12 protein-coding genes and 3 pseudogenes are annotated in these 20,964 nt (G+C 69.0%); 8 read left to right on the top strand and 7 right to left on the bottom strand.

Annotated elements, in window-relative coordinates:
* Window positions 1-181: 181 nt before the first annotated feature.
* Window positions 182-1,081, bottom strand: a complete 900-nt coding sequence (locus SD37_RS33920; RefSeq protein WP_065913036.1) for an alpha/beta hydrolase — start codon at window positions 1,079-1,081, stop codon at window positions 182-184.
* A gap of 96 nt (window positions 1,082-1,177) precedes the next feature.
* Here SD37_RS33920 and SD37_RS33915 point away from each other — a divergent pair, with 96 nt between their 5' ends.
* Both SD37_RS33915 and SD37_RS33910 read left to right on the top strand, forming a co-directional pair.
* Window positions 1,178-2,212, top strand: a complete 1,035-nt coding sequence (locus tag SD37_RS33915; RefSeq protein WP_044851317.1) for a PucR family transcriptional regulator — start codon at window positions 1,178-1,180, stop codon at window positions 2,210-2,212.
* Window positions 2,213-2,650: 438 nt separating this feature from the next.
* The gene (locus tag SD37_RS33910; protein ID WP_044851316.1) at window positions 2,651-3,367 is read left to right on the top strand and encodes a S1 family peptidase; all 717 of its coding nucleotides are present in this window, start codon (window positions 2,651-2,653) and stop codon (window positions 3,365-3,367) included.
* Window positions 3,368-3,754: 387 nt separating this feature from the next.
* Here SD37_RS33910 and SD37_RS44000 read toward each other — a convergent pair.
* The 3 genes and pseudogenes from SD37_RS44000 to SD37_RS42270 all read right to left on the bottom strand — a co-directional run.
* Window positions 3,755-4,109, bottom strand: a pseudogene (locus SD37_RS44000) (transposase); the annotation flags it as partial.
* 153 nt (window positions 4,110-4,262) lie between these two features.
* The gene (locus SD37_RS33900) at window positions 4,263-5,387 is read right to left on the bottom strand and encodes a nucleotide disphospho-sugar-binding domain-containing protein (RefSeq protein ID WP_044851315.1); all 1,125 of its coding nucleotides are present in this window, start codon (window positions 5,385-5,387) and stop codon (window positions 4,263-4,265) included.
* A 53-nt stretch (window positions 5,388-5,440) separates the two neighbouring features.
* Window positions 5,441-6,147, bottom strand: a pseudogene (locus tag SD37_RS42270) (FAD-dependent oxidoreductase); the annotation flags it as partial.
* Between the two features lie 805 nt (window positions 6,148-6,952).
* Here SD37_RS42270 and SD37_RS33890 point away from each other — a divergent pair.
* From SD37_RS33890 to fxsT, 3 genes are read left to right on the top strand one after another with little or no spacing between them, the layout of a single operon-like run.
* Window positions 6,953-8,764 carry a VMAP-C domain-containing protein gene (locus tag SD37_RS33890; RefSeq protein ID WP_044851314.1) on the top strand — a complete coding sequence of 604 codons (1,812 nt, stop codon included), beginning with the start codon at window positions 6,953-6,955 and terminating at the stop codon, window positions 8,762-8,764.
* Window positions 8,765-8,777: 13 nt separating this feature from the next.
* Complete coding sequence (locus tag SD37_RS33885; protein WP_044851367.1) at window positions 8,778-9,860, top strand: AAA family ATPase; 1,083 nt, start codon at window positions 8,778-8,780, stop codon at window positions 9,858-9,860.
* A gap of 1 nt (window position 9,861) precedes the next feature.
* Entirely contained in the window at window positions 9,862-14,274 is a 4,413-nt protein-coding gene (fxsT, locus tag SD37_RS33880) for an FxSxx-COOH system tetratricopeptide repeat protein (protein WP_083255164.1), read from the top strand.
* Window positions 14,275-14,278: 4 nt separating this feature from the next.
* Here fxsT and SD37_RS33875 read toward each other — a convergent pair whose 3' ends face one another.
* The 3 genes from SD37_RS33875 to SD37_RS33865 form a co-directional block, all read right to left on the bottom strand.
* Window positions 14,279-16,102, bottom strand: coding sequence for an HEXXH motif domain-containing protein (locus tag SD37_RS33875; protein WP_044851313.1), 1,824 nt, complete (start codon window positions 16,100-16,102; stop codon window positions 14,279-14,281).
* Complete coding sequence (locus SD37_RS33870; protein ID WP_174567875.1) at window positions 16,102-16,299, bottom strand: hypothetical protein; 198 nt, start codon at window positions 16,297-16,299, stop codon at window positions 16,102-16,104. Before SD37_RS33870 ends, SD37_RS33875 begins: the two co-directional genes overlap by 1 nt.
* 77 nt (window positions 16,300-16,376) lie before the next feature.
* On the bottom strand, window positions 16,377-17,090 hold the full coding sequence (locus tag SD37_RS33865) for a Crp/Fnr family transcriptional regulator (RefSeq protein ID WP_044851311.1): 714 nt from the start codon (window positions 17,088-17,090) through the stop codon (window positions 16,377-16,379).
* A gap of 186 nt (window positions 17,091-17,276) precedes the next feature.
* On the opposite strand from SD37_RS33865, the gene SD37_RS33860 reads away from it, so the two are divergent.
* The 3 genes and pseudogenes from SD37_RS33860 to SD37_RS33855 all read left to right on the top strand — a co-directional run bounded on the left by SD37_RS33860 (window position 17,277) and on the right by SD37_RS33855 (window position 20,948).
* Window positions 17,277-17,687: a hypothetical protein gene (locus SD37_RS33860; RefSeq protein ID WP_044851310.1), complete on the top strand. Its 411-nt coding sequence runs from the start codon at window positions 17,277-17,279 to the stop codon at window positions 17,685-17,687.
* Between the two features lie 276 nt (window positions 17,688-17,963).
* Window positions 17,964-18,071 (top strand): annotated as a pseudogene (locus SD37_RS44390) (SAM-dependent methyltransferase); the annotation flags it as partial.
* Between the two features lie 342 nt (window positions 18,072-18,413).
* A complete protein-coding gene (locus SD37_RS33855) occupies window positions 18,414-20,948 on the top strand; it encodes a phosphocholine-specific phospholipase C (RefSeq protein ID WP_044851309.1) in 2,535 nt (844 codons plus the stop codon).
* The last annotated feature ends 16 nt before the right edge of the window (window positions 20,949-20,964 follow it).

Here is a 20,964-nt window from a genome sequence, read left to right as displayed (position 1 = left end):
CAGACACGGCTCTCGTCGAGCGGACCGGGCGCGAGCAGCGTCCGGCCCAGTTCGACGACCGCCAGCAGCGGTGCCAACCCCGCGATGGCACCGATGACCTGAAAGACGACTACGGTGGCGAAACTCCCGGCGTAGGGGCGCAGGAGGCGGGCCAGGGTCGGCGCCTGCTCGGTGGTCGTCATCACGCGGCCAGTGCGCGGCGCAGCGCACCGCCCAGTTCGGCGAGTTGCAGACGCGACACCTCGGCGGACAGGATCGCCTGTGACCCGTGGAAGGTGCCGGGCCACTGGTGCAGTTCGACCGAAACCCCCGACCGCATCAGGCGGACCGCGTAGTCGATGTCCTCGTCGCGGTTGGGGCAGAACTCCGCGGTGGCCACGTAGGCGGGCGGCAGGCCGGACAGGTCGGTGGCCCTCGCCGGGGCGGCGTACGGTGACGGAGCCGGTCCTCCGCTCAGGTAGTGCCGCCACATCGCGGCCACCTTGTCGCGGTTCACCCAGGGCGTGTCGGTGAAGGTGCGCGCCGACCAGGTTTCCTGCCGGTCGTCGAGGCCGGGCTGGTTGAGCAGTTGGAAGTGGATCGGCGGGCCCTGCTCGTCGCGGGTCCGCAACGTCGCCGCCGCCGCGAGACCGCCGCCCGCGCTGTGCCCGCCGATCGCGATCCGGTCCGGGGTGACGCCGAGTTCCGCCGCGTTCCCGGCGGCCCAGTTCAGCACGGTGTAGACGTCGTCGAGCGCGGCCGGGAACGGATTCTCGGGGGCGAGACGGTAGTCCACCGAGATCACCACCGCCCCGGAACCCTCGGCGAGCCGGGCCGCCCACGGGTGCTCGGTGTCCAGATCGCCCATCACCCAGCCGCCGCCGTGCAGCCAGATGATGGCGCCCTGCGCCTCGTGCGGGCGATAGATCCGGATCGCGACGTCCGGGTCGCCGGGGACCGTCCGGTCCTCGACTGTCATCCCGGAGGTGTCCGGCTTCGGCACCGACGCGGCGAGTGCGGCGAGGTTCGCGCGCTCGACGACCGGGTCGTCGAGCCTCGCCGGGGGGAACAGCGCGATGAAGGCTTCCAATTCGGGGTCCATGACGATGATCCTTCCGGTTCCCCGTCCGGAGGTCGCCCGCCAACCGTCGCGCGTAAGCGTTCCTCCGTGCGACGATCGCCGCGTACGCTCGCGTCCATGGAGGCATTGGTCGCACGACTGTCGCATCTGGATCCCGACGTCGAAGGCGTGATCCGGGTCGTGATGTTCTACGACACCCTGATGCGGCGGCGGGTCGACCTCCCCGCGCTCGCCCGTGCCACGGCGGGCCTGGCGGAATGCGTGGCCGGCATCCGGCTCCACAGCACGGGCCGCACGATCCGCATGGCGCCCGACGGCCGGGAGCCCGCCGCCCCGCCCGCACCCGAGTCCACCACCGTGACGATCACCCTCGACGACGAGGAGATCGGCTCGGTGTGGCTGGAACGCGATGGGGCGCCCGGCGCCCTTGACGAAGCGGTCTTGGACCGCCTCGCGATCGCGGTGGCGACCGTCGTCGAACGCTACGGCCCGGCCCGCACCACCATGGCCGACCCGGCGCTCGTGGAACTCGTGATCAGCTCCACCAGCGACGACGCCGCCCGGAACCGGGCCCTGCGCCTGCTGGGGTTCCCCGCCGAGCTGCCGATCAGGGTGGTCGCCGTCCGGACCGGCATCCCGCTCGAGAAGATCGGCGGCCTGATCTGCCCTGGCCGCCTGGTCAAGGCCGCGCCGCTCACGGACGTCGGCATCATCCTGGCCGCCGCGGTGGACGCGGCCCGCTTCCCGGAAGGCGTGCGCGCGGGCATCGGGGCCGCCGGCTGTCCGCAGCGGTCCTGGCAGGACGCCCGGACCGCCCTTCGCTTCACGAACGCACGCCAGCCGGTGATCCACTACGACGACCTCGGCGCGCTGGCGCTGCTCGCCCGGATCCCCGAAGAGGACACGCGGGCCAACGCCGACGTCGTCGCGATCGCGAGCCTGGCGGCGGATCCGGCGGATCTGGAGACCCTGGACGCCTACTGCGCGACGGGTTCCGTGCGCCAGGCCGCCGATTCCCTGCATCTGCACCACAGCAGCGTCGCCCGGCGGCTCGCGCAGATCGGCAAGAACCTCGGCATCGACCTGAACGAGCCCGGCGGCCTGACCCGGGCCAGGCTCGCCCTCACCGCGTGGCGGCTTCTCGAGGACTGACGCGGTCAGCCCCTGCCGTCTCGTGAGTGGCGTCGGTGCTTGCCCGCTGCCTGCTTGCGGCAGAGTGAGGGTCCTGCGGGTTCCGGGGTCGACGATGTAGGAATTCGGACACTCAACGTCCCGATTCCCACATCGTCGCGAAGCGTGCCCTCTCGAACCCGGCGGCCAGCGCCTCAAGCGGGGAAGATTCCGGACGTCAGACGGCCGCGATCTTCCCCGCACACCGACGTCAGCCCCCCCGCGGACACCAAGACGAGACCCGAGGACTACGTAATGATCTTCCTCCGCTACTCACCATTCGCCGCCGTCCGTCACGGAAATAAATAGGTACTCACCGCGAACTTTCGTCGGTGTCCGGCTTCCCTTGGCAGCACACAGAATCAGCGCGTCGATCCCCACTGAAGCGGCCGGAACCCGGCCGCGGAAATGAGTCGGAACATGCGACTGCGCTCCCTTGTCCTGCTGGCGGGCACCGCCTTCATGGCGTTGCTCGGTACGACCGCCCCTGCCGCGACCGCCGCCGAACCCTCCGGCGCGCAACCGATGATCATCGGTGGCCAGTACGCGCAGAGCGCTCCCTGGGCGGCCCGGCTGTTCGTCAACGGCCAGCAGAACTGCACCGCGACGATCATCGCGCCGCAGTACATCCTCACCGCCAAACACTGTGTCGCGAGCAGCGGCAGCTACACCTTCCGGATCGGCAGCCTCGACCAGCAGAGCGGCGGCACGATGGCCACCGCCGCGAGCATCACCCGGCATTCGGGCGCGGATCTCGCGATCGTCCGGCTGACGAGTTCGGTCAACGCCACCTACGCGCCGCTCGGCACCACGAGCAACGTCGCGGTCGGCCAGAACGTCCAGGTCTACGGCTGGGGCGCGACGAGCCAGTGCGGTTCGGAGATCAACTGCCAGTCCCGCTACCTGAAGGTCGCCACCGTCCGGGTCAACTCGGTCAGCTGCAGTGACTACAACGGCGGCGTCGCGGTGTGCGCGAACTGGGTCGACGGCATCACCGCGGGCGGCGACTCGGGCGGCCCGATGTTCTCCGGTGGCCGTCAGGTCGGCGTCGCCTCGACCAGCGACCGCTCGAACAACACCGCGTACACCAACGTCACCCGCTACCGCAGCTGGATCCAGCAGGTCGCCGGCGTCTGACCCGCGGAGCCGAAGGGCGCTTTCCCCGCATGCGACGCGGGGAAAGCGCCCTTCGTCGCTCGGCCCTTGTTGGCACCAGCCCGGATCTTTCGCGCGGGTGAGGGCCTCGCCCCGCGCCGCGGCGTTGGCGGCTCGGTGACCTCTTTTTGTGTTCGGGGTAGGCGGGTTTGCCCTTTGTCGACTGGGGCGTCGCCGGGCTCCACGTGTCCGGTGGTGGTGCTTGTTGGTAGGGACGGTTTCGGGCTGGTCAGGTCGGTGCGGGCAGGGTGGTCAGGCGCTGGTGGGCGATGCGTCGCGGGGTGTGCGCTCGTCGTCGTAGGCCGGGGTCCACGCCTGGTCGGGGATCTGGGCGATGCGCCGCACCGCGTCATCGGGCAGGGTGAACCCTGCCCTCGCGCGCGCGGCGGCGATCGCGGCCAGCGCCTTGTCCGCGTCCAGTGCCAACGTGTCAATCAGCCGCGACACCGTCGGATCCGAGGCAACCAGGCCGAACACCGCCGGCTCCGCCCGCACGGTCGCGATGTCGGCCAGGCAATCGCCGCCCAGGGCCACCGCGACGATCTTTCCCGGGTCGTGGATCGCGGTCGGCCGACACCCACTGGCCCAGTGCCGCCGACAGCGCACGATCAAGCCCTACCCTGGCCATCGTCGCCACCAGCAGCGTCGCGCCCGCATTCGACACCACACCCGTGCCCGCAGTGTCGACCTTCAACAACGGGTACAACCCGGTAGGATTCCTCACCAGAAAGGTGTTCCAGAACTTGTACGGATACGGCCCTCAGTAACCCATATCCTAGCAGTTCAGAGCACCTACCTGCTTGATCGACACCCGTCACACCGAACCGTCATGAATGCGGCGGGTCAGTACACGCCACGGTGTGCACCCCTGGCAAAGTCAGGCGAGGCCGGCGATTTTCGGCACGAGGTCGGCGGGCCTCGGCAGCGTCGCGATCTCGTCGGCCACCTCGGAGGCGGCCCGGCCCAGCCCCGGGTCGGTGAGCAGGCGGTCGATCAGCTCCGCGTCCACCTGATCCGGCTCCGAACGCAGACCGAGCCCGCGCCGCGCCACGGCGTCCGCGTTCATGTACTGGTCGGCGCCGTGCGGCAGCACGAGCTGCGTGACTCCGGCGTCGATCGCGGTCAGCGTCGAGCCGGCCCCGCCGTGGTGCACCAGCGCCGCGCAGGTCGGCAGCAGCGCGGACAGCGGCACCCACCCGGCCGCCCGCACGTTGTCCGGCAGTTCTCCCAGTGGCGACGGGTCCGCGTCGCCGAGGGCGAGTACGAACTCGGCGTCCAGATGCCGTGCCACGTCGACGAGTTTGGTCAACGACGTGAGCGCGCCGACCTGGGTCAGCACCGTGCCGAGTGTCACCGCGACGCGCGGGCGCGCGGGCCGTTCGAGCACCCACTCGGGCAGCACGCCGCCTCCGTTGTACGGCACGTACCGCATCGGCCAGCCGCGCACCGGCCGGTCGACCATGCTCGGCGGCGCCACGTCGATCGACTCGTGCACCTCGGGAAACCCTTGCACGCCATGCCGTTCGCGTTCCTCGACCATCTTCTCGAAGATCGCCTCGGTCATCGGCGCCTCGTCGGCGAACCCGAAACCGTGCGACACGGCCGGCACGCCGAGCTTCGCGGCGACCAGCGGCCCGGTGCCCTCCATCGACGAGTACACGACCACGTCCGGCCGCCACGATTCGGCCGCCGACACGGTCAGGTCCACCGACACGCCGGACAACTTGGCGAAGATCGCGCCGACGAACTCCAACCCCTTCTCGGTGTCGACGTCCGTGCTGTAGTCGAATTCCTCGGATTGCTCGCTGGCCGCCTGCTGGAACACCGCGCCGATGTCGACACCCGGCGCGGTGTCCACGACGTGCAGGCCGGCGTTCGCGGCCTCCTTGCCGCCCGCGGTCGCCATCAGCACCTCGTGGCCGGCGGCACGCAGCGCGTGTGCTAGGGAGATCGTCGGGAACACATGGCCAAGACCGGGGGAGGTCGCGAAGAGTACGCGCACGATTCCCATTCAACACGCGATCGGCGATCTTGTCGAACGTGACGGAACGGTCTCTCGAGCGGCAGGTTCAGCAGCGCGTTCTCGATCAACTCCGGCATCGCCGGGTGAATCCAGCACTGGCCGCGCGCCATGCTTCGCGCGTCCAGACCGAAGCTCAGCGCCTGGATCACCGGCTGGATCAGCGTCGAGGCCTGCGGGCCGATGATGTGCGCGCCGGGCAACTGGCCGGTCGACGGGTCGGCGACCAGCTTGGCGAACCCGGTCGTGTCCTCCATCGCCCAGCCGTAGGCCATCCCGGCGTACCCCTGGCGGGACACCACGTGCCGCGCACCGCGCTCACGCGCCTGCTCCTCGGTCAGGCCGACCGACGCGACCTGCGGCGAGGAGAATACCGCGTGTGGCACGAACCGGTGGTCGGCGGCGACCAGGATCTCCTGCGCCGCAAGGGTTTCGCCGTTGTCGACGCCAGCTCGGTGAAGCGCTGAGCCACGTCGGCGTCCTCGTGTCGCAGCAGCGTGCCGGACCGGGCCACCACGGTCACGTCCACGCCGAACGACGAGAACACGTGCGCCGGTTCGGCGGCGACGAACCCGCCGCCCAGGATGATCATCGTGCGTGGCAGCGACTCCATGCGCAGCACCGTGTCGCTGGTGTGGAAGCCCGCCTCGACGAGCCCGGGGACATCGGGCGCGACCGGCCGGCTGCCGGCGGCGAGCACGAACCGGTCCGCGCGGCACGTCCTGCCGCCCGCGCCGCCCGGATGGCGGTCACCGCCTCACGCGGATCCTCGGCCGGCGCGGTGATCAGCCGCGACACGGTTGGATCCGAGGTCACCAGCCCAAACGCGCCCGGCTCGACCCGTGCCAGGCCGATGTCGGCCAGGCAATCACCGCCCAGCGCGACCGCGACCGCCAAATCCAACACGATCTTGCCCGGATCGTGCACTGCGAGGGGTTTCCGTGATCAGCCCGACCGATTCGACCGTTCTCAGCAGCAACGCCGCCCCGGCCTGCGACACGACACCCGAACCTGACCCGCCTACCACCAGCTGCGGATACGGCGAACTACCCTTGCTCACCTGAATGGTGCTCCTCAAACTACGAGCGATACGACCTTCGACAAGCCGTATCATCGCAGCTCAGAGCACCATTCTCCTTTCACGGCACGCCGTCAGACCCGCACCGCCGTGAAAGACCCGAGCTAGGGATCTTGCAGTTCAGGCGGCTAGGGGTCGCTGTCGAGCACATCTCGCCGACGCACCCGAGAAGCACGGCAACGGCAGCGTCCTGAAGGCCCCCTTTGAGACGCCTTCCGCCGACCGGACCCAGACCTCCCGAGCGACTCGGGCCGCCAGACCAGACCGCGCCTTCGCCCCCCCCCATATGCCCACTTGCTGTGGCTGGTGGCGCGCAAGTGTGACCCCTTCAAGTCTCTCGTCAGGTAGGGCCGAAGCACAGGACGGAAAGGACTCATTTGTCAATTGACACTCAATCCGGCGGCGATTGACGCGATAATGTGGCGGTCGGCGCCGGCGGGTCGGCGCCGTGGACCTTGGGAGGGGGCCAGTGGCGCGACCGACGCAGGCTCTCGACCGCACGATCGTCGTGGTGGACGTCGCGGGATTCACCGCCCCGGACAGGCACCTTCCCGATCGGCTGGCCGTCCGCCAAGGCATGTACGACGTGCTGAAGACCGCGTTCGCCGAAAGCGACGTCGACTTCGATTCCTGCGCGCGCGAGGATCGCGGCGACGGCGCGCTGATCCTGTTACCGCCTGGCACGACCAAAAGCCTTGTCGCCGACCGTTTACCGGATCGGATCACGGTCGCCCTCCGCCGGTACAACCACACCCGGACCCCGCAGGCGCAGATCCGGCTCCGCGTGAGCCTCAATTCCGGCGAGGTGCTGAACGACGGCAACGGCTGGGTCGGCGAGGCCGTCGACACCGCCTTCCGCATTCTGGACGCGCAGCTCGCGAAGGACGCTTTCGCGGAATCAGGCCGGATGGTCGCCTTCATCTCTTCGGACCGCTTCTTCGCCGACGTCATCGAGCGGGACCCCGGCCTCTTACCCGAGTCGTACACACCGATACCGGTTTCGGTGAAGACTTTCACCGGAACGGCTTATTTACGACTACTCGGCGAGCCCGTGGCGTTGATCTCGAAACCGTCCGCTCTCCTGCCGGAACCCCTGGACGACCTGTTTCTCGCCGACGTGAACAGCGTCGTTCTGGATTTGGTCCCGCGCAAGGATCTCGCGGGCCTCCATCACCATTTGACCCGGATGGAGGTCCCCCATTTGGCGGTGATGGTGAGCCGTGCGCTCGGTCCGGCGGTTCCGCTGCCGCGGCTGGACGGCATCACCGACGCGTGGAGCGCCTTCCACCTGCTCACCGACTTCAACGCCGGTCCGGACGGGATCCCGCCCGCCATAACGTTTCTGCGCCTGCTCGCCGAGAGCGCCGAAGGGGAGCCCGGCGCCATGATCGCCGGCTGGGTCGCCGACCAGGCCCGATCGCTGCGCCTCGGCCCCGCCCTCGGCTACCAGCGGCAGAACAGGCCGCCGATTCCGGACCGCCCGCATTTGCATTTGATGATCATGCTCGAACCCGTTTCCGCGGATCCGACGCGATGCACTCTCGCATTCTGGCGTCAGGATGACCCGGAAGTGTGGCCGCCGGCGCTCGGCGGGGTGCGCGAAATCGGAATAGACGAGGTCGAGTTCAGGGTCGATGACGTCATCCTGGAGACTGAGGGCGTCTGGGCAGCCCAGAGTGTGTCCGCTTCGGTGGAATTCCTGCTGCCGAGGACGTTGATCAATTTGCCCGTGCAGCGGTGGGCCAAGGAACATGAGACCGGCCAGCCCCAGCCCCTGCGCTACGGGTACCGGCTGGGAATACGGTCTCTGGAGAGGATGCGGGCGAGGCATTGGCATCGCGCATGGCATGTCCGCTGGGACTCGATGGTGAAGGATCCTTCCGCCGATCGCCTGCACTATTCCGGCGGTTCGGAGTTCGGGGAGCATCCGATCGACGCGATACTGAGCGACGATCACTGGGTCGGCCTGGTATTGGCGAAACCGCCGCCGTCCCAAGCGGAACCGGGCGCCGAACCGGACGAGCTGACCTGCGCCCTCCGCAGTGGACTGCCGGTGGTGCTGTGGCATCCGGACGCCGAGCCGGAGGATCTGCGCGAGTTGCTCGACTGGGTATTGGCCGCGGAGTCCGGATTTATCGAACTTCCGGACCGCCGGAAGTTGGCGAATTCCGGTGCGGCGGTACCGTTCAAGAATTCTCTGGCTCACGATCTGGTGGTAATGTGGGACGATCCGAAACGCGTAATCGTTCTAGACCAGCCGTTGATCCCGAGCCGACAGTGAGGGGATGCCGCGGATGAGCGTGAACGATCAGGACGCGACGGTGGACGGCCGGACGCCGCAACTCGATGCACCCGATTGGTGGATTTACCGGGGCACCGGCAGGCCGATCCACGACATCGATCTCGCCCAGTTGTTGCCCGCGCCGCCGCCGTGGCGTTCCTATCGCGGCGACCCACCGCCGGAACACGACGTGCCACCGCCGGACGACGGTGAGGCGGAGCGCCGTCTCGGCACCGCGTTCACGCTTTCCGAGCAGGACACCGACGCGGGCGAATTGAACATGGTCAACGCCGCCCTGTATTTGCGGCGTCCCTTGCTGGTCACCGGAAATCCGGGCACCGGGAAGTCCAGCCTCGCCTATCGGATCGCCAGGGAACTCGGCCTCGGCCGGGTGCTGCGCTGGGCGATCACCAGCCATACCGCGCTGAGTTCGGGGCTGTACGGCTACGACGCGATCGGCCGGGTCCAGGCCGCGGCGACCAGCCAGGCCCAGCGCGGCGGGGAGGCCGAAGAGCCGCCGATCGGCGATTTCGTCCGGCTCGGCCCGCTCGGCACCGCGTTCCTGCCCAGCAGGCTGCCCCGGGTGCTCCTGATCGACGAACTGGACAAATCCGAGGCGGATCTGCCCAACGACCTGTTGTCGATTTTCGAGGACGGCGAATTCTCCATCGAGGAATTGGCCAGGGTGCGCAACCGGAATCCCGAAGTCACCGTGCACACCGCCGATCCGCAGCGCACCGCCGTCGTCCGTGACGGCCGGATAGCCTGCCACGCCTTCCCGATCATCGTCATGACCAGCAACGGGGAGCGGGAGTTCCCGCCCGCCTTCCTCCGCCGGTGCCTGCAATTGCGGATCGAGAACCCGGATCACGACCAGCTCGCCGCGATCGTGGCCAGTCATCTGGTCAGCGAGAACGGCGAACACCGCGACAAGCTCATCCGCGATTTCGCCGAACGCAGCAAGGCGGAAGGCGGCCTGCCCACCGACAGGCTGCTCGACGCCGTCTATCTGGCCACTTCGGGTGCCTACCAGCCGGATCAGGAGGCATGGCCGCGGCTGGTGGACGCTCTCTGGCAACGACTGACGGTGCGGTGACATGGGCGGGCCGGGCGGTGCCTCCGACTCGCGCTCCGTCCCGGCGGCGGAGTGGCGGACGACCGACTTTCCCCAGCGCGGCAGGCGGTTCACCTTCGAGGACCTGAACTGGACCGACGTCGCGGACATCGTCTGGCTGGCCGCGGCCATCGCGCCCGCGTCTCCCGCGCGCGAGGCGGGACGGCCGGATCCCGTCCAGGAGCCGAATCCGGCGGACGAGGACGGGCGGATCCGCAACACCCCCTCGGAACGCCGGGAGCTCTCCCCGCCGCCCGAACCGCGACGGCCCCCGATCCCCGACGTCCCGTCACCGGGCGAGGCCGGTGGCGAGGAGACCGGGATCGGCGCCGTGCGCGGTGAGCTGCCCGAACCCGCGGTGGACGGCACCGGGCGCGGTGGCGCCGCGCTCCTGGAATCGCTGGAGTACTTCCGGGCGCTGAGAACGTTGAAACGGGAGACGCCTTCACGGCGACACAACAATGTGGTCCTGGACGAAGAGGCGACCGCCGTCCGGGTCGCGGAGACCGGCCGGTGGTGGCCGGTCACCCGATCGAGAAAAGAGCGCTGGCTGGACTTGACGCTCGTCCTCGACAATGGGCCGTCGATGGCGTTGTGGCGCCCCCGGGTGTCCGCTTTCGTCGAATTGCTCCGGCAGGTGGGTGCTTTCCGCACCATTCAGGTCCGCCTGTTGGAAACCGCTAAGGACAACGGCCAGGAGGATCTCGTCCTCCGTGGCGGCACGGCCGGTGCGGCCGCCCGCGACCCGAACGAGATCCTGGACGCGTCGGGACGGCGTGCGGTGTTGCTGCTGACCGACGGGGTCGGGGACGCTTGGCAGAAGAAGGACGCCCTGTACCCGATTCTGGCGCGTTGGGGTGCGGCGATGCCGGTGAGCATCGTGCATCTGCTCCCGCAATGGCTGTGGGGGCGCTGCGGGATGAATCCCCATAAGGCCCGGCTGCGGGTGCCGAACGCGTTGGCCCCCAACGGCCGGTGGGCGTTCGACCTCACCGACTCGTGGCTCGAACCCGGTCCGCCGGTACCCGCCGGTGCCGTGCCGGTACCGGTGCTCGAACTGCGCCCCCGCGCGCTGGCGTGGTGGGCCGGACTGATGACCGGCGAAAACGCCGCCGCCGTCGAAGGCACGATAGTGCTCACCACGGAACGGATTTCCCGGTCCGATTCCCCCGACTCGCCGGTAACTTTGTCACCCGCCGAACGAGTGCACCGATTCCGCAGTGTCGCGTCGCCGCCGGCGCTACGCTTGGCGCAGTTGCTCGCGGCGGTCCCGGTCCGTCTCGACGTGGCGAAGCTGGTGGGACAACGGTTCGTGCCGGAAGCGGGACTGGAGCACCTCCTCGAACTTTTGCTCTCGGGGATCATGTACGCTCCCGGACTCAGGGAAGGGAAGTCCACTTGGGACACAGGTGGGGTCTTCGCTTTTCCCGAGGCAGTCCGGGAATTGCTGCTCAGCGGCGCGCGACGGTCGGAAACGGCCAGTGTCGTCCGAGTGGCCGCCACCCATTTCGGTGGCCGGATTCCGCTGCTCGGTCACCTCCGAGACGCCATCGCCGACCCGAACAACACGCCGGATCCGGTGCTCACCCAGGAGTCCTCGTCCGACGTCGAACTGGAAAGCGTCGTCATGCGCGCGCTGTCCGGACCGTATCTGTCCCGCGCGGACCGGTTGCGGAATGTCGTGCAAAGCCAAAGTGCTGTCCTGTCCGAATCTGAATCAATCAAGACATCAATCAAGAGTGAGAGCCCAAAGATGCCTGAGACGGCCGAACGTCCACCTGCCTCGACACCTGCGACGCAGGGACGCTCGTCTTACCTCAGTGAACCCGATTTGAACGAGCCGACGACCAGGATCGTTCATCCCGCGGCTTCGGGCACTTCGCGGACCTTCCCGACGCGCCAGCCGGACGACCCGCCCTTGGTCTTCGGGAACGTCCCGCCGCGCAACCCCAATTTCACCGGTCGCGACGAGCTGCTCGACCAGCTCACCAAACGGTTGAGCAGCGGTACCACCGCGGTGCTCCCGTCGGCGCTGCACGGTCTCGGCGGTATCGGCAAAACGCAGATGGCCACCGAATACATCTATCGGCATCTCCAGGATTACGACCTGGTCTGGTGGATCGACGCCGCGCACACCACGCAGATCCGCGCGGGCCTCACCGAACTCGCCGGGATCCTCGGTCTCCAGGGCGCGTCCGAGGCGAACATCGCGGTCCCCGCGGTGATCGAGGCGCTCCGGACCGGACGGCCGTTCCGCCGCTGGCTCCTCGTCTTCGACGCCGCGGAAAGCCCGGAGACCGTGCTGCCGTTCTTCCCGCGCAACGGTCCCGGCGAAATCCTGATCACCTCCCGGAACTCCGACTGGGCCGGAATCGCGCGTCCGCTCGAGCTCGCGGTCTTCAAACGCGAGGAGAGCATCGAACTGCTCGGCCGCCGCGGTCCGGAGATCGACCCGCACGACGCCGACGAACTCGCCGAGAAACTCGGCGATCTGCCACTGGCCGTCGAGCAGGCGGCGGCCTGGCGCGCGGTGACCGGGATGCCGGTGCAGGAGTATCTGCGCCTGTTCGACGAATCGGTCGAGGAAATCCTCGACACCGCGTCGGCGCCGGATTACGAGGTCTCCGTCGCCGCGGCCTGGAACGTCTCGTTCGAGGAGCTGAAGACCCGCAACCCGGCGGCACATCAGATCCTGCACATCTGTGCCTTCTTCTCACCGGAACCGATTTCGCGTGATCTGCTGACCGGGGTCAGCCGGGTGTCCATCTCCCCGGAACTCGACGCCGCCCTGCGAGAGCCGATCAAGCTGGCCCGCGCCATCCGCGACATCAACCGGTACGGCCTCGCGAAGATCGACCACGGCAGCAACACCCTCCAGCTGCACCGGCTGGTCCAGCTGGTATTGCGCAACCGGGTCATGGCCCCCCAGGTGCACGCGCGGATGCAGCACGGCGCGCATCAGCTGCTCGCCGCGCTCGACCCGAACGACCCCGAATCCAGCAGGCACTGGTCGCGCTACCGCGAACTCCTGCCGCACGCGTACGCGGCGAACGTGCTGGCCTGCGACGACGACTGGCCGCGTCAGCTCCACATCAACCTGATGCGCTACCTGTTCGAATACGGCGATCACGAGGAAGCCGCTCGTCTCGGCCTTCAAGCGCGGAGTCATTTCACCGAAACCCTGGGCCCGACCCATCCGCAGACACTCGAAGTGTCCTCACGGCTGGGGCTCTACCTGTGGGCGATCGGCCGCTACACCGAGGCCGCCGAACTCAACCAGCGCACGCTCGCGCTGCGCCTGCAGGTATCCGGCGAGGAGAACGAGGAGACCTTCGCTCTTCAGCGGAACATCACGATCGACCTTCGCGCGCAGGGGGATTTCGCCGCGGCGAACAAACTGAGCGAAGAGGTCTACCTCAAGGCCAAGCGCATGTTCGGCGAGGACGACCCGGAGACGCTGAACGCGGCGTTCCAGCACGGGATCAGCCTCCGGCTTTCCGGCACTTACCAGGCCGCGCTGGAATTGGACCAGGAAACGCACCGGCGGCGCATCGAGGTCCTCGGCCGTGATCACGTCCGCACCTTCAGCGCGAACAGCGCGATGATCGTGGACCTGCGCGAGGCGGGCGAATACGGCCAGGCCCGGGTCCAGCAGGAACGGCTCACCGAAAACTTCCAAGCGCGCTACGGCGAGGATCAGCCGGACTCCGTCACCAACGCCTGTCTTCTCTCGGTGGCCCGCCGGAAGGACGGCGACCACCCCGGCGCGCTGGCCCTGTCGACGGACGCGCTCCGCCGGTTCCGGCTCGTCTACGGGGACGAGCACGCCACCACGATGGCCTGCGCCCTCGCCCACTCGATCGATCTCCGGCACGCGGGCGAACTGGCGGCGGCGAAGAAGCTCGGCGAGGAGACCTTCGACCGGTACCGCAACGGCCTCGGCGAGCACCACCCGCACACCCTGGCCGCCAGCGCCGACCTGGCGGTGACGTTGCGGCTTCAGGGCGACATCGCGGCCGCTCGCACCCTCGACGAACGCGCCCTCGAGTACTTCCGTGCCGGTATCGGCCCGGATCACCCGTATGCGGTCATCGTCACGATCAACCTGGCCAGCGAACTGTCCGCGTCGGGTGAACTCGACAAGGCGATCGAGCTGGGCAAGGACGCCGTCGAGCGGGGGAGCCAAGTGCTCGGGGAGGATCACCCCACCACGTTGGCCGCGAGTTTCAACCTCGGCTTGGACCTCGCCGCCGCGGGCCGCACCGAGGAGGCGGCTCCCTTCCAGGACCCGATTCTCGGCAAGTACCGCCGGGTCCTCGGCGAGGCCCACCCGGGAACCCAGGCGGCGGTGCGCGGTACTCGCGCCGACTGCGACATCGACCCCATGCTGATGTGACGTCTCAGCCCGAAACGAGCTTGCCGATCCACGCGGCGATCCGCTCCACCGACGGTGGCGGTGGAGCGAGCGTCCGCAACTGACGGTGCACCGCGCGGACGAGTTCCGGGCGGTGCAGCAGAGCGCGGGCGGCCGGGTCCGGACCTCGCGCGGAGAGCGCGAGGCCGAGCCCGACCAACGAGGCCGGCCGGTCGGGATCCGCGGCGAGTTCCGCGCGATAGCCCGCGATCGCCTCGGTGAATTCGCCTCGGGCGTAAGCAAAATCGGCGGCGGTGGCGCCGGGTACGGCGGGTCGCCCGGCCGGGTCGAGCGGTGGGGCGGCGTCGCTGACGGCGAGCCGGATCAGATCGGTCCGCGCCGGGGACCAGGCGCCGTCCGGCACCGGCGTGGGCGGCAGATCGGTGACGTGCAGGGTGGTGGGCGGTCGTGAACGGCCGCTCAGCCACGCTTCCGTCACCGCGGTGACCAGTGCCGGACTCGGGCGGAGATGACGGACGCGCCAGCCGGCGAGATGGTCGCGGGCGGCAGCGTCGGCCAGTTCGCTCGCCTCGGCCGGGACGCTCTCGTCCTGCCAGGGGCCGAGGCGTTCCGCGATACCGTCGAGGAAACGACGGCCCGCGTCGGTGAGGGTCGAATCCGTCCGCAGCACTTGCAGGGTGCGCCAGGTCTGCGCGCGCCAATAGGCGTACTCGAAGGCCGAACGCCGTGGCCGCAGACCGGCGTTGGCGAGTGCGCGCCAGAAGGCCGTCGCGCCGAAGAAGGCGTAGACCCCTTGCAGCGCACCGCTCAACGGCCGCGGATCGTCTCGCCAGGCGACGTAGATCCGTTCTCTCGGATCCGGTTCGTACAGCTCGACCAGGTGCAGCAGGCCACCGAGCACGATGTGCTGGAATTCGTGGATCAGGGTGTCGGCGAGCGCCGCGCCGTCGGTGGGCAGGGCGACCACCGCGCTGCCGAACGCCTCCCCGGTCGACGCGCTCGGATTCCGGAAGGGCACCCGTGGTTTGGGCACCAGCGTGGCCAGCCCCACCGGCATGATCCGGGCCAGTGACGGCAGCTGGTCGGCGATCAGGCGGCAGGACTCGTCGATCAGCCGCTGCCAAGCCGCGACGTCCTTGTCCGGCAGCCGATCCGGCGGAATCGGTTCGTAGAGCCCGCGGTACGGGTCGAGATCGTCGAGCCACAACGAAAACCGGTGCGCGCCGACCTGGCTCCGTACGCGGCGGATCCCCCACCAGCCCGGGGCGTCGGAACCGGGCGCGGCCGGGAGGCGGACCGTCGTTCCGGCGTTCGAGACGGAGTACCGGCCGCCCACGCCCCGCACGACGGCCGAAGAGAACGTGCCGATGCCAGGGAACCTGGCCATGCCGAGGGAGGGGAGCATCGCGTTGCCGTGCCACACCGGGATGGCGGTCTCGAAGTCCAGCCCCGCCCGGATCGCCGCGGCCGCCGCGATCGCGTGCGCGTGGCCCAGATGCATCCACAAAGGACCGACGCCGTCGATTCCGTTGCGCAGCAAGCGAGTCGTGTACCCCGCCCAGCTACCGGTGTACGGATTGGTGAGCATCCGGTTCACCGTGCGCGGTTCCCTCGCTTCCGCGCGGGCGAAGAGTTCCCAGGCGGAATCCAGGGGCGGCAAGGGCCCCGAGTGGCCCGGCGTCTTCGTGGCGTCTGTCAGCAGCGCGTGGATCAGCAGCTTTCGTCTGCTCCGCTCGGCCCGGCGCAGGCGGCGAGCCATGTCCTCGTCGCCCTCGAGACGGGCGAGTGCGTCGAAATCCCGCCAGGACAGGCGATGGAACGCGGGGCCGGTCTCGGCTGGAGGCGCCATCAGTCGATCCGCTCGCCACCCGCGGCGTTCTGGCTCCGGTAGCGCGCGTGCACATGTCTGGTGCGTTCGACGACGTGGTGCGCCGAATGGCGGAAGGCTTCACTGTCCAGATCCCGTAACGCGGTGAAGGAAACCGCGTCGAGATCGATCAACGCGGATTCGATGTCCGGTTCCGTACTAGCCGAGAAAGAACTCATCGTGCCGATTCCCTCCACCCCGTGAAACGGTTGCGAGAGTTGAACCTTGACAAGGATAGCCGAGATCTCGTGACCGATCAGTCCCCTTCCGGCGGGGGCGGGCGTCCGGCGGCCAGTTCGCGGAGCGCGCGGGGCCGGGTGATGGTGACGCGCTGACGGGAGGTGCGCACCACGCCCAGCCGGCGCAGTTCGTCGAGGCCACGGATCAGGGTGCTGCGCGAGACGCGCGCGAATCCGGCCAATTCCCCTTGGTTGAAGCGGAGTTCGACCTGTTTTTCGGCCGTCCAGTCGAGGTCGTGCTGGAGTGCCAGCTCCAGGAGTACCGCGGCGAGCCGCTGCGGGAAATCGGGTCCGCCGGATTCGAGCCGCAGGCGGTCGGACTGCTGCAGCCGGATCGCCGCGGTCCGGAAGATCTCCTCGGCGATCCGGGGCCGTTCGCGCAATACGCCGAGGAACTTCTCCCTCGGCACGATGAGCGTGTGCACCTCGTCGATCGCCGACATCGTGGCGGAGCGGGGGAGCCCGCTGATCGGGGCGAGTTCGCCGACGATCTCCGCGGGACCGCGGGCGGCCAGTGGCGCGTCCTCGCCGCGATAGTTCGTGGCGCTGATCTTCACCCAGCCGCGCAGGACGACGAACATACTGGTGGGCGCGCTGCCCTGGAGGGCGAGGATCTGGCCGGGACGCCAGACCTTCAGATGACCCGCGGCCCGGAGCGCGGCCTGCTCGCTCACCGTCAGCCGGCGCCAGGTCCCGAGTTCTCCCGGCTCGCCCTCGGAGGAACCGGTCATCCCGGTGCTGCCGCTAGCCGGGGAATCGGATCGGCGCTCTGTTCCATTTGACGCATCAGCAACTCCCCCGACTCGTCACCATGGTCAGTGGGCAGAACGACCCGGAAGTTTCGCACCGCAACCGGTAATTGTGCCAGGCACGGGGTGAGTTCACCAGGCCTCGGGCCGGCGACGGGGGAGGATGTCATGCGCAGTGCCGAAAGTGTCATGGGACCGCCGAAGGAGCACGGCCGGCCGCACGCCGGGTCGGATCCGCTGACCCCCAAGGCGTTCGGGCGAAGACCGGCCTTCTTCGCGCCGCATCCGCCGCTGATGTCCGGCGGGTGGTACCAGGGCGCCGATCACGAGGTCGTCGGCCCGGGGCGGTATCCGGTTCCCCGTCCGCCCGCCAAATCCGTCAAGGCCGCTTTGCTGTGGACACTTTTCTTGGGCCCCTTGGGGTTCTGCTACGTGTCACCCATCGGCGGGCTGGTCGCGACGGCCGTGTCGGTCACGGCGATCACCTTCGGGGGAGCCTCGGTGCTCGCCGTGATCTGGCCGGTCGTGATGGTGCTCTCGCTGGCGGCCCTGCCCCGGCGGTCCGAAGAGAGGGGATGAGCGTCCGGCCGGTTCCGGCCGGATGAGCCGGGTGGGGGCCGCTCAAGGGGGGCGGCCCCCACCGCGGGCTTCTTCCGCCCCGAGTTTGGGGACTTCAGCGTGTTATGAACGGGACTTTCATAACGAATTTTGTTATGAAAGTCCCGTTCATAACACTCAGGAGGCCCACTTCAGGGCGGACCAGCGGCAGCCAGTGGGTCCGGCTCCCGGAGGCGGCCCCACCGCGGGCTCCCGGATCCCGCCGGTCGCGCGACCATCCGAAAGTCGCGTCCTTTGCTCCACAGCCCGATGGGCTCGGGCACCTTCCGCACCAAGGCCGAGATCGAGGAGCTGTTCCACGACCTCGAGATGGTCGAGCCGGGCGTCACCCTGTGCGCCGACTGGTAGCCGGAAGGCATGAGACCGCCTCGTGGTCGTGCAATGAAAGGCCCCTTCATTGCGAAATTCGCAATGAAGGGGCCTTTCATTGCACGCGAGGACACCTCCAGAGCCGGATCAGCGGTAGCCAGTGGGTCCGGCTCCCGGAGGCGGCCCCACCGCGGGCTCCCGGATCCCGCCGGTCGCGCCACCATCCGAAAGTCGTGTCCTCTTGCTCCGTTCATGCAGCCCGCGGTCCGAACTCTTGAACCCGGGCAGCCCTCTATGCTTCCATCTGCTCGTTAGCCGCGCCAAAGGTGCAGTTTCGAACACATTCGAGCGGGTTCAACGCAGTTTCTGGAGGGCTCCGTGCGCCGTCGTACCCTGCTGAAGGCCGCTGGTGCGGCTTCCGCTTTCACCTTGCTCCCGGCGAGTGTCCGGCAGGCGCTCGCCGCCGACGCGCCGACGGGCGGACTCGACGTCATCGAGCACGTCGTCGTCTTCATGCAGGAGAACCGGTCGTTCGACCATTATCTGGGCACGCTGCGCGGGGTCCGGGGCTTCGGCGATCCGGCGGCGATCAAGCTGCCTTCCGGGGCTTCGGTCTTCCAGCAGCCCGACGGCACGGGCACCTTGCTTCCCTACGCGATCGACGACCAGTTCATGGCCGACGTCGACCACAGCTGGTCCGGCGGGCACCGGGCGTGGAACAAGGGCCGTCACGACGGGTGGCGCGCGGCCAAGGGTGTGCGTTCGCTGACCTATCACACGCGATCCGCGCTGCGGTTCTATCACGAGCTGGCCGACGCCTTCACCGTCTGCGACGCCTACCACTGCTCGGAAATGGGCCCCACCAACCCGAACCGGATGTACCTGTTCACCGGCAAACTCGGGTACGAGCCGGACGGGGTCACCCGGGCGATCGGCAACGCGGCCTGGCAGAACCCCGGGCACACCGGTTACACCTGGAAGACCTACGCCGAGCGTCTGCAGACCGCGGGCCGCAGCTGGCGGGTTTATCAGGAATGGGACAACTACGGCGACAATTCGCTGGACTATTTCAGCGGTTTCCTGGCCGTCGGCGCCAAGGCGTTGTCGAAGGTGAAGGATTCCGCGGGCAAGGCCTTCCCGAAACTGGAGTACTTCTACTACGCGTTGGATTCGGCTTCGGCCGCGGAACGGACCCGCCTGCTCGACGGGCTGGCGGCGGGGGTCGCGACCCTGTCCGCGGACGAGCGCGCCCTCTACGACCGCGGCCTGGCCAGGGTCGCGCCGAAACAACTGCTGAACACCTTCAAAAGCGACGTCGACGCGGGCAAGCTGCCGTCGGTGTCCTGGATCGTCGCCCCGGAGACGCAGACCGAACATCCCGCGTGGGGCCCCAACACCGGTGCCGATCTGGTCAAGGGAATCCTCGACACGATCGCTTCCCGGCCCGACGTGTGGAACAAGACGCTGTTCCTGCTGACCTACGACGAGGACGGCGGTTTCTTCGACCACATGCCGCCGCCCGCGCCACCCGCGTCCGACGCGGAGGGCAAGAGTTCCGTCGCCACGACCGACGAATTCGTCTCCGGCGAGCCGATCGGGCTGGGTGTGCGCGTGCCGATGTTCGTCATCTCGCCGTGGAGCCGGGGCGGGAAGGTGTGTTCGGAGGTCTTCGACCACACCTCCGTGCTGCGGTTCCTGGAGCGGTGGAGTGGCGTCGCCGAACCGAACATCTCGCCGTGGCGGCGCACCGTCTGCGGCGATCTGACGTCGGCGCTGGACACCACGGCGCCGAACGCCACCTACCCGGCGCTGACCAAGCCGGTGCCGACGAGCGGTCCGTGGAACACCCAGCCGCAACCACCGTCGGTGCAGAAGGCGCCCGTGCCGGAAAGCGGGGTCCGGACGGCGCGGCCGTTGCCGTATCAGCTGACGGTGTCGGGGCGCGTGACGGCCGAGCGGTTCTGGATCGACTTCGCCAACACCGGAACCGCCGGCGCGCATTTCTACGTCTACGCCACCGCGTACCGGACCGACGGGCCGTGGCGCTACACCGTCGGCGCCGGGGCGACCCTCTCGGATTACTGGCAGGCGGGCACCCCTGCGGGGGCGTACGACCTCACCGCGCACGGCCCCAACGGTTTCCTGCGGCGGTTCGCGGGCAACCGGATCACCGCGACCACCGCGGGCAAACCGAATCCGGAAGTCGTGCTGCGCCAGGGTTCCGGCGTCGTGTACCTGAAGATGACCAACACCGGCGGCGCCGCCTGCGAGCTGACCGTGCGCACCGGCAACCGGGGCGGCGGACCGTGGACGTACTCGGTCGCGCCGGGCGCGACCGTCGAGGACTGGTTCAGCACCGAAGGCGGCATGAGCGGCTGGTACGACCTGACCGCACAGGGGCCCGACGGTTTCCTGCGCCGCTTCGCGGGCCACGTCGAGACCGGCGCCGAGAGCGTCAGTGACCCGGTCATGGGCTCCGGACCGCTCCCGGCCACCGTCCGCTCGGCCGACAGCCAGGAGACCGTTGGCGAATCCGGTGCCGCCACGAACGCCGTCGACGGCGTCCCCGCCACCCATTGGCACACCAAGTGGTCCGGCGGGGCGGATCCGCTGCCCCACGAGCTCCAGCTCGATCTGGGCGCCACCCGCACCGTCACCGGCCTGACCTATCTCCCGCGCCAGGACGGCTCCGCGAACGGCCGCGTCGGCCGTTACGAGGTCTACCTGAGCGCCGACGGTGCGGCTTGGGGGAACCCGGTCGCCACCGGGACCTTCGCCGACGACGCCGTCCTGAAGACTCTGCGGTTCTGGCCGTCGAGGGCCCGCTACGTGCGTTTCCGCGCGCTCACCGAGGCGGGCGGACGTGGCCCGTGGACGGCCGCGGCGGAGGTCGTCCCCCTCGGCTGGTCCTGACCGAACCGGTCTCGTG

Origin of the sequence: Amycolatopsis orientalis (genome assembly GCF_000943515.2) — a bacterium.
Taxonomy (GTDB): domain Bacteria; phylum Actinomycetota; class Actinomycetes; order Mycobacteriales; family Pseudonocardiaceae; genus Amycolatopsis; species Amycolatopsis orientalis.
The sequence above is the reverse complement of the archived record's forward strand: the minus strand, read 5'-3'. Positions and strand labels throughout refer to the sequence as shown.

Coding starts and splice junctions, on each gene's coding strand:
- SD37_RS33920 (WP_065913036.1), bottom strand. CDS start 1,081: ATGGACCCCGAATTGGAAGCCTTCATCGCGCTGTTCCCCCCGGCGAGG.
- SD37_RS33915 (WP_044851317.1), top strand. CDS start 1,178: ATGGAGGCATTGGTCGCACGACTGTCGCATCTGGATCCCGACGTCGAA.
- SD37_RS33910 (WP_044851316.1), top strand. CDS start 2,651: ATGCGACTGCGCTCCCTTGTCCTGCTGGCGGGCACCGCCTTCATGGCG.
- SD37_RS33885 (WP_044851367.1), top strand. CDS start 8,778: ATGAGCGTGAACGATCAGGACGCGACGGTGGACGGCCGGACGCCGCAA.
- fxsT (WP_083255164.1), top strand. CDS start 9,862: ATGGGCGGGCCGGGCGGTGCCTCCGACTCGCGCTCCGTCCCGGCGGCG.
- SD37_RS33875 (WP_044851313.1), bottom strand. CDS start 16,102: ATGGCGCCTCCAGCCGAGACCGGCCCCGCGTTCCATCGCCTGTCCTGG.
- SD37_RS33870 (WP_174567875.1), bottom strand. CDS start 16,299: ATGAGTTCTTTCTCGGCTAGTACGGAACCGGACATCGAATCCGCGTTG.
- SD37_RS33865 (WP_044851311.1), bottom strand. CDS start 17,090: ATGACCGGTTCCTCCGAGGGCGAGCCGGGAGAACTCGGGACCTGGCGC.
- SD37_RS33860 (WP_044851310.1), top strand. CDS start 17,277: ATGCGCAGTGCCGAAAGTGTCATGGGACCGCCGAAGGAGCACGGCCGG.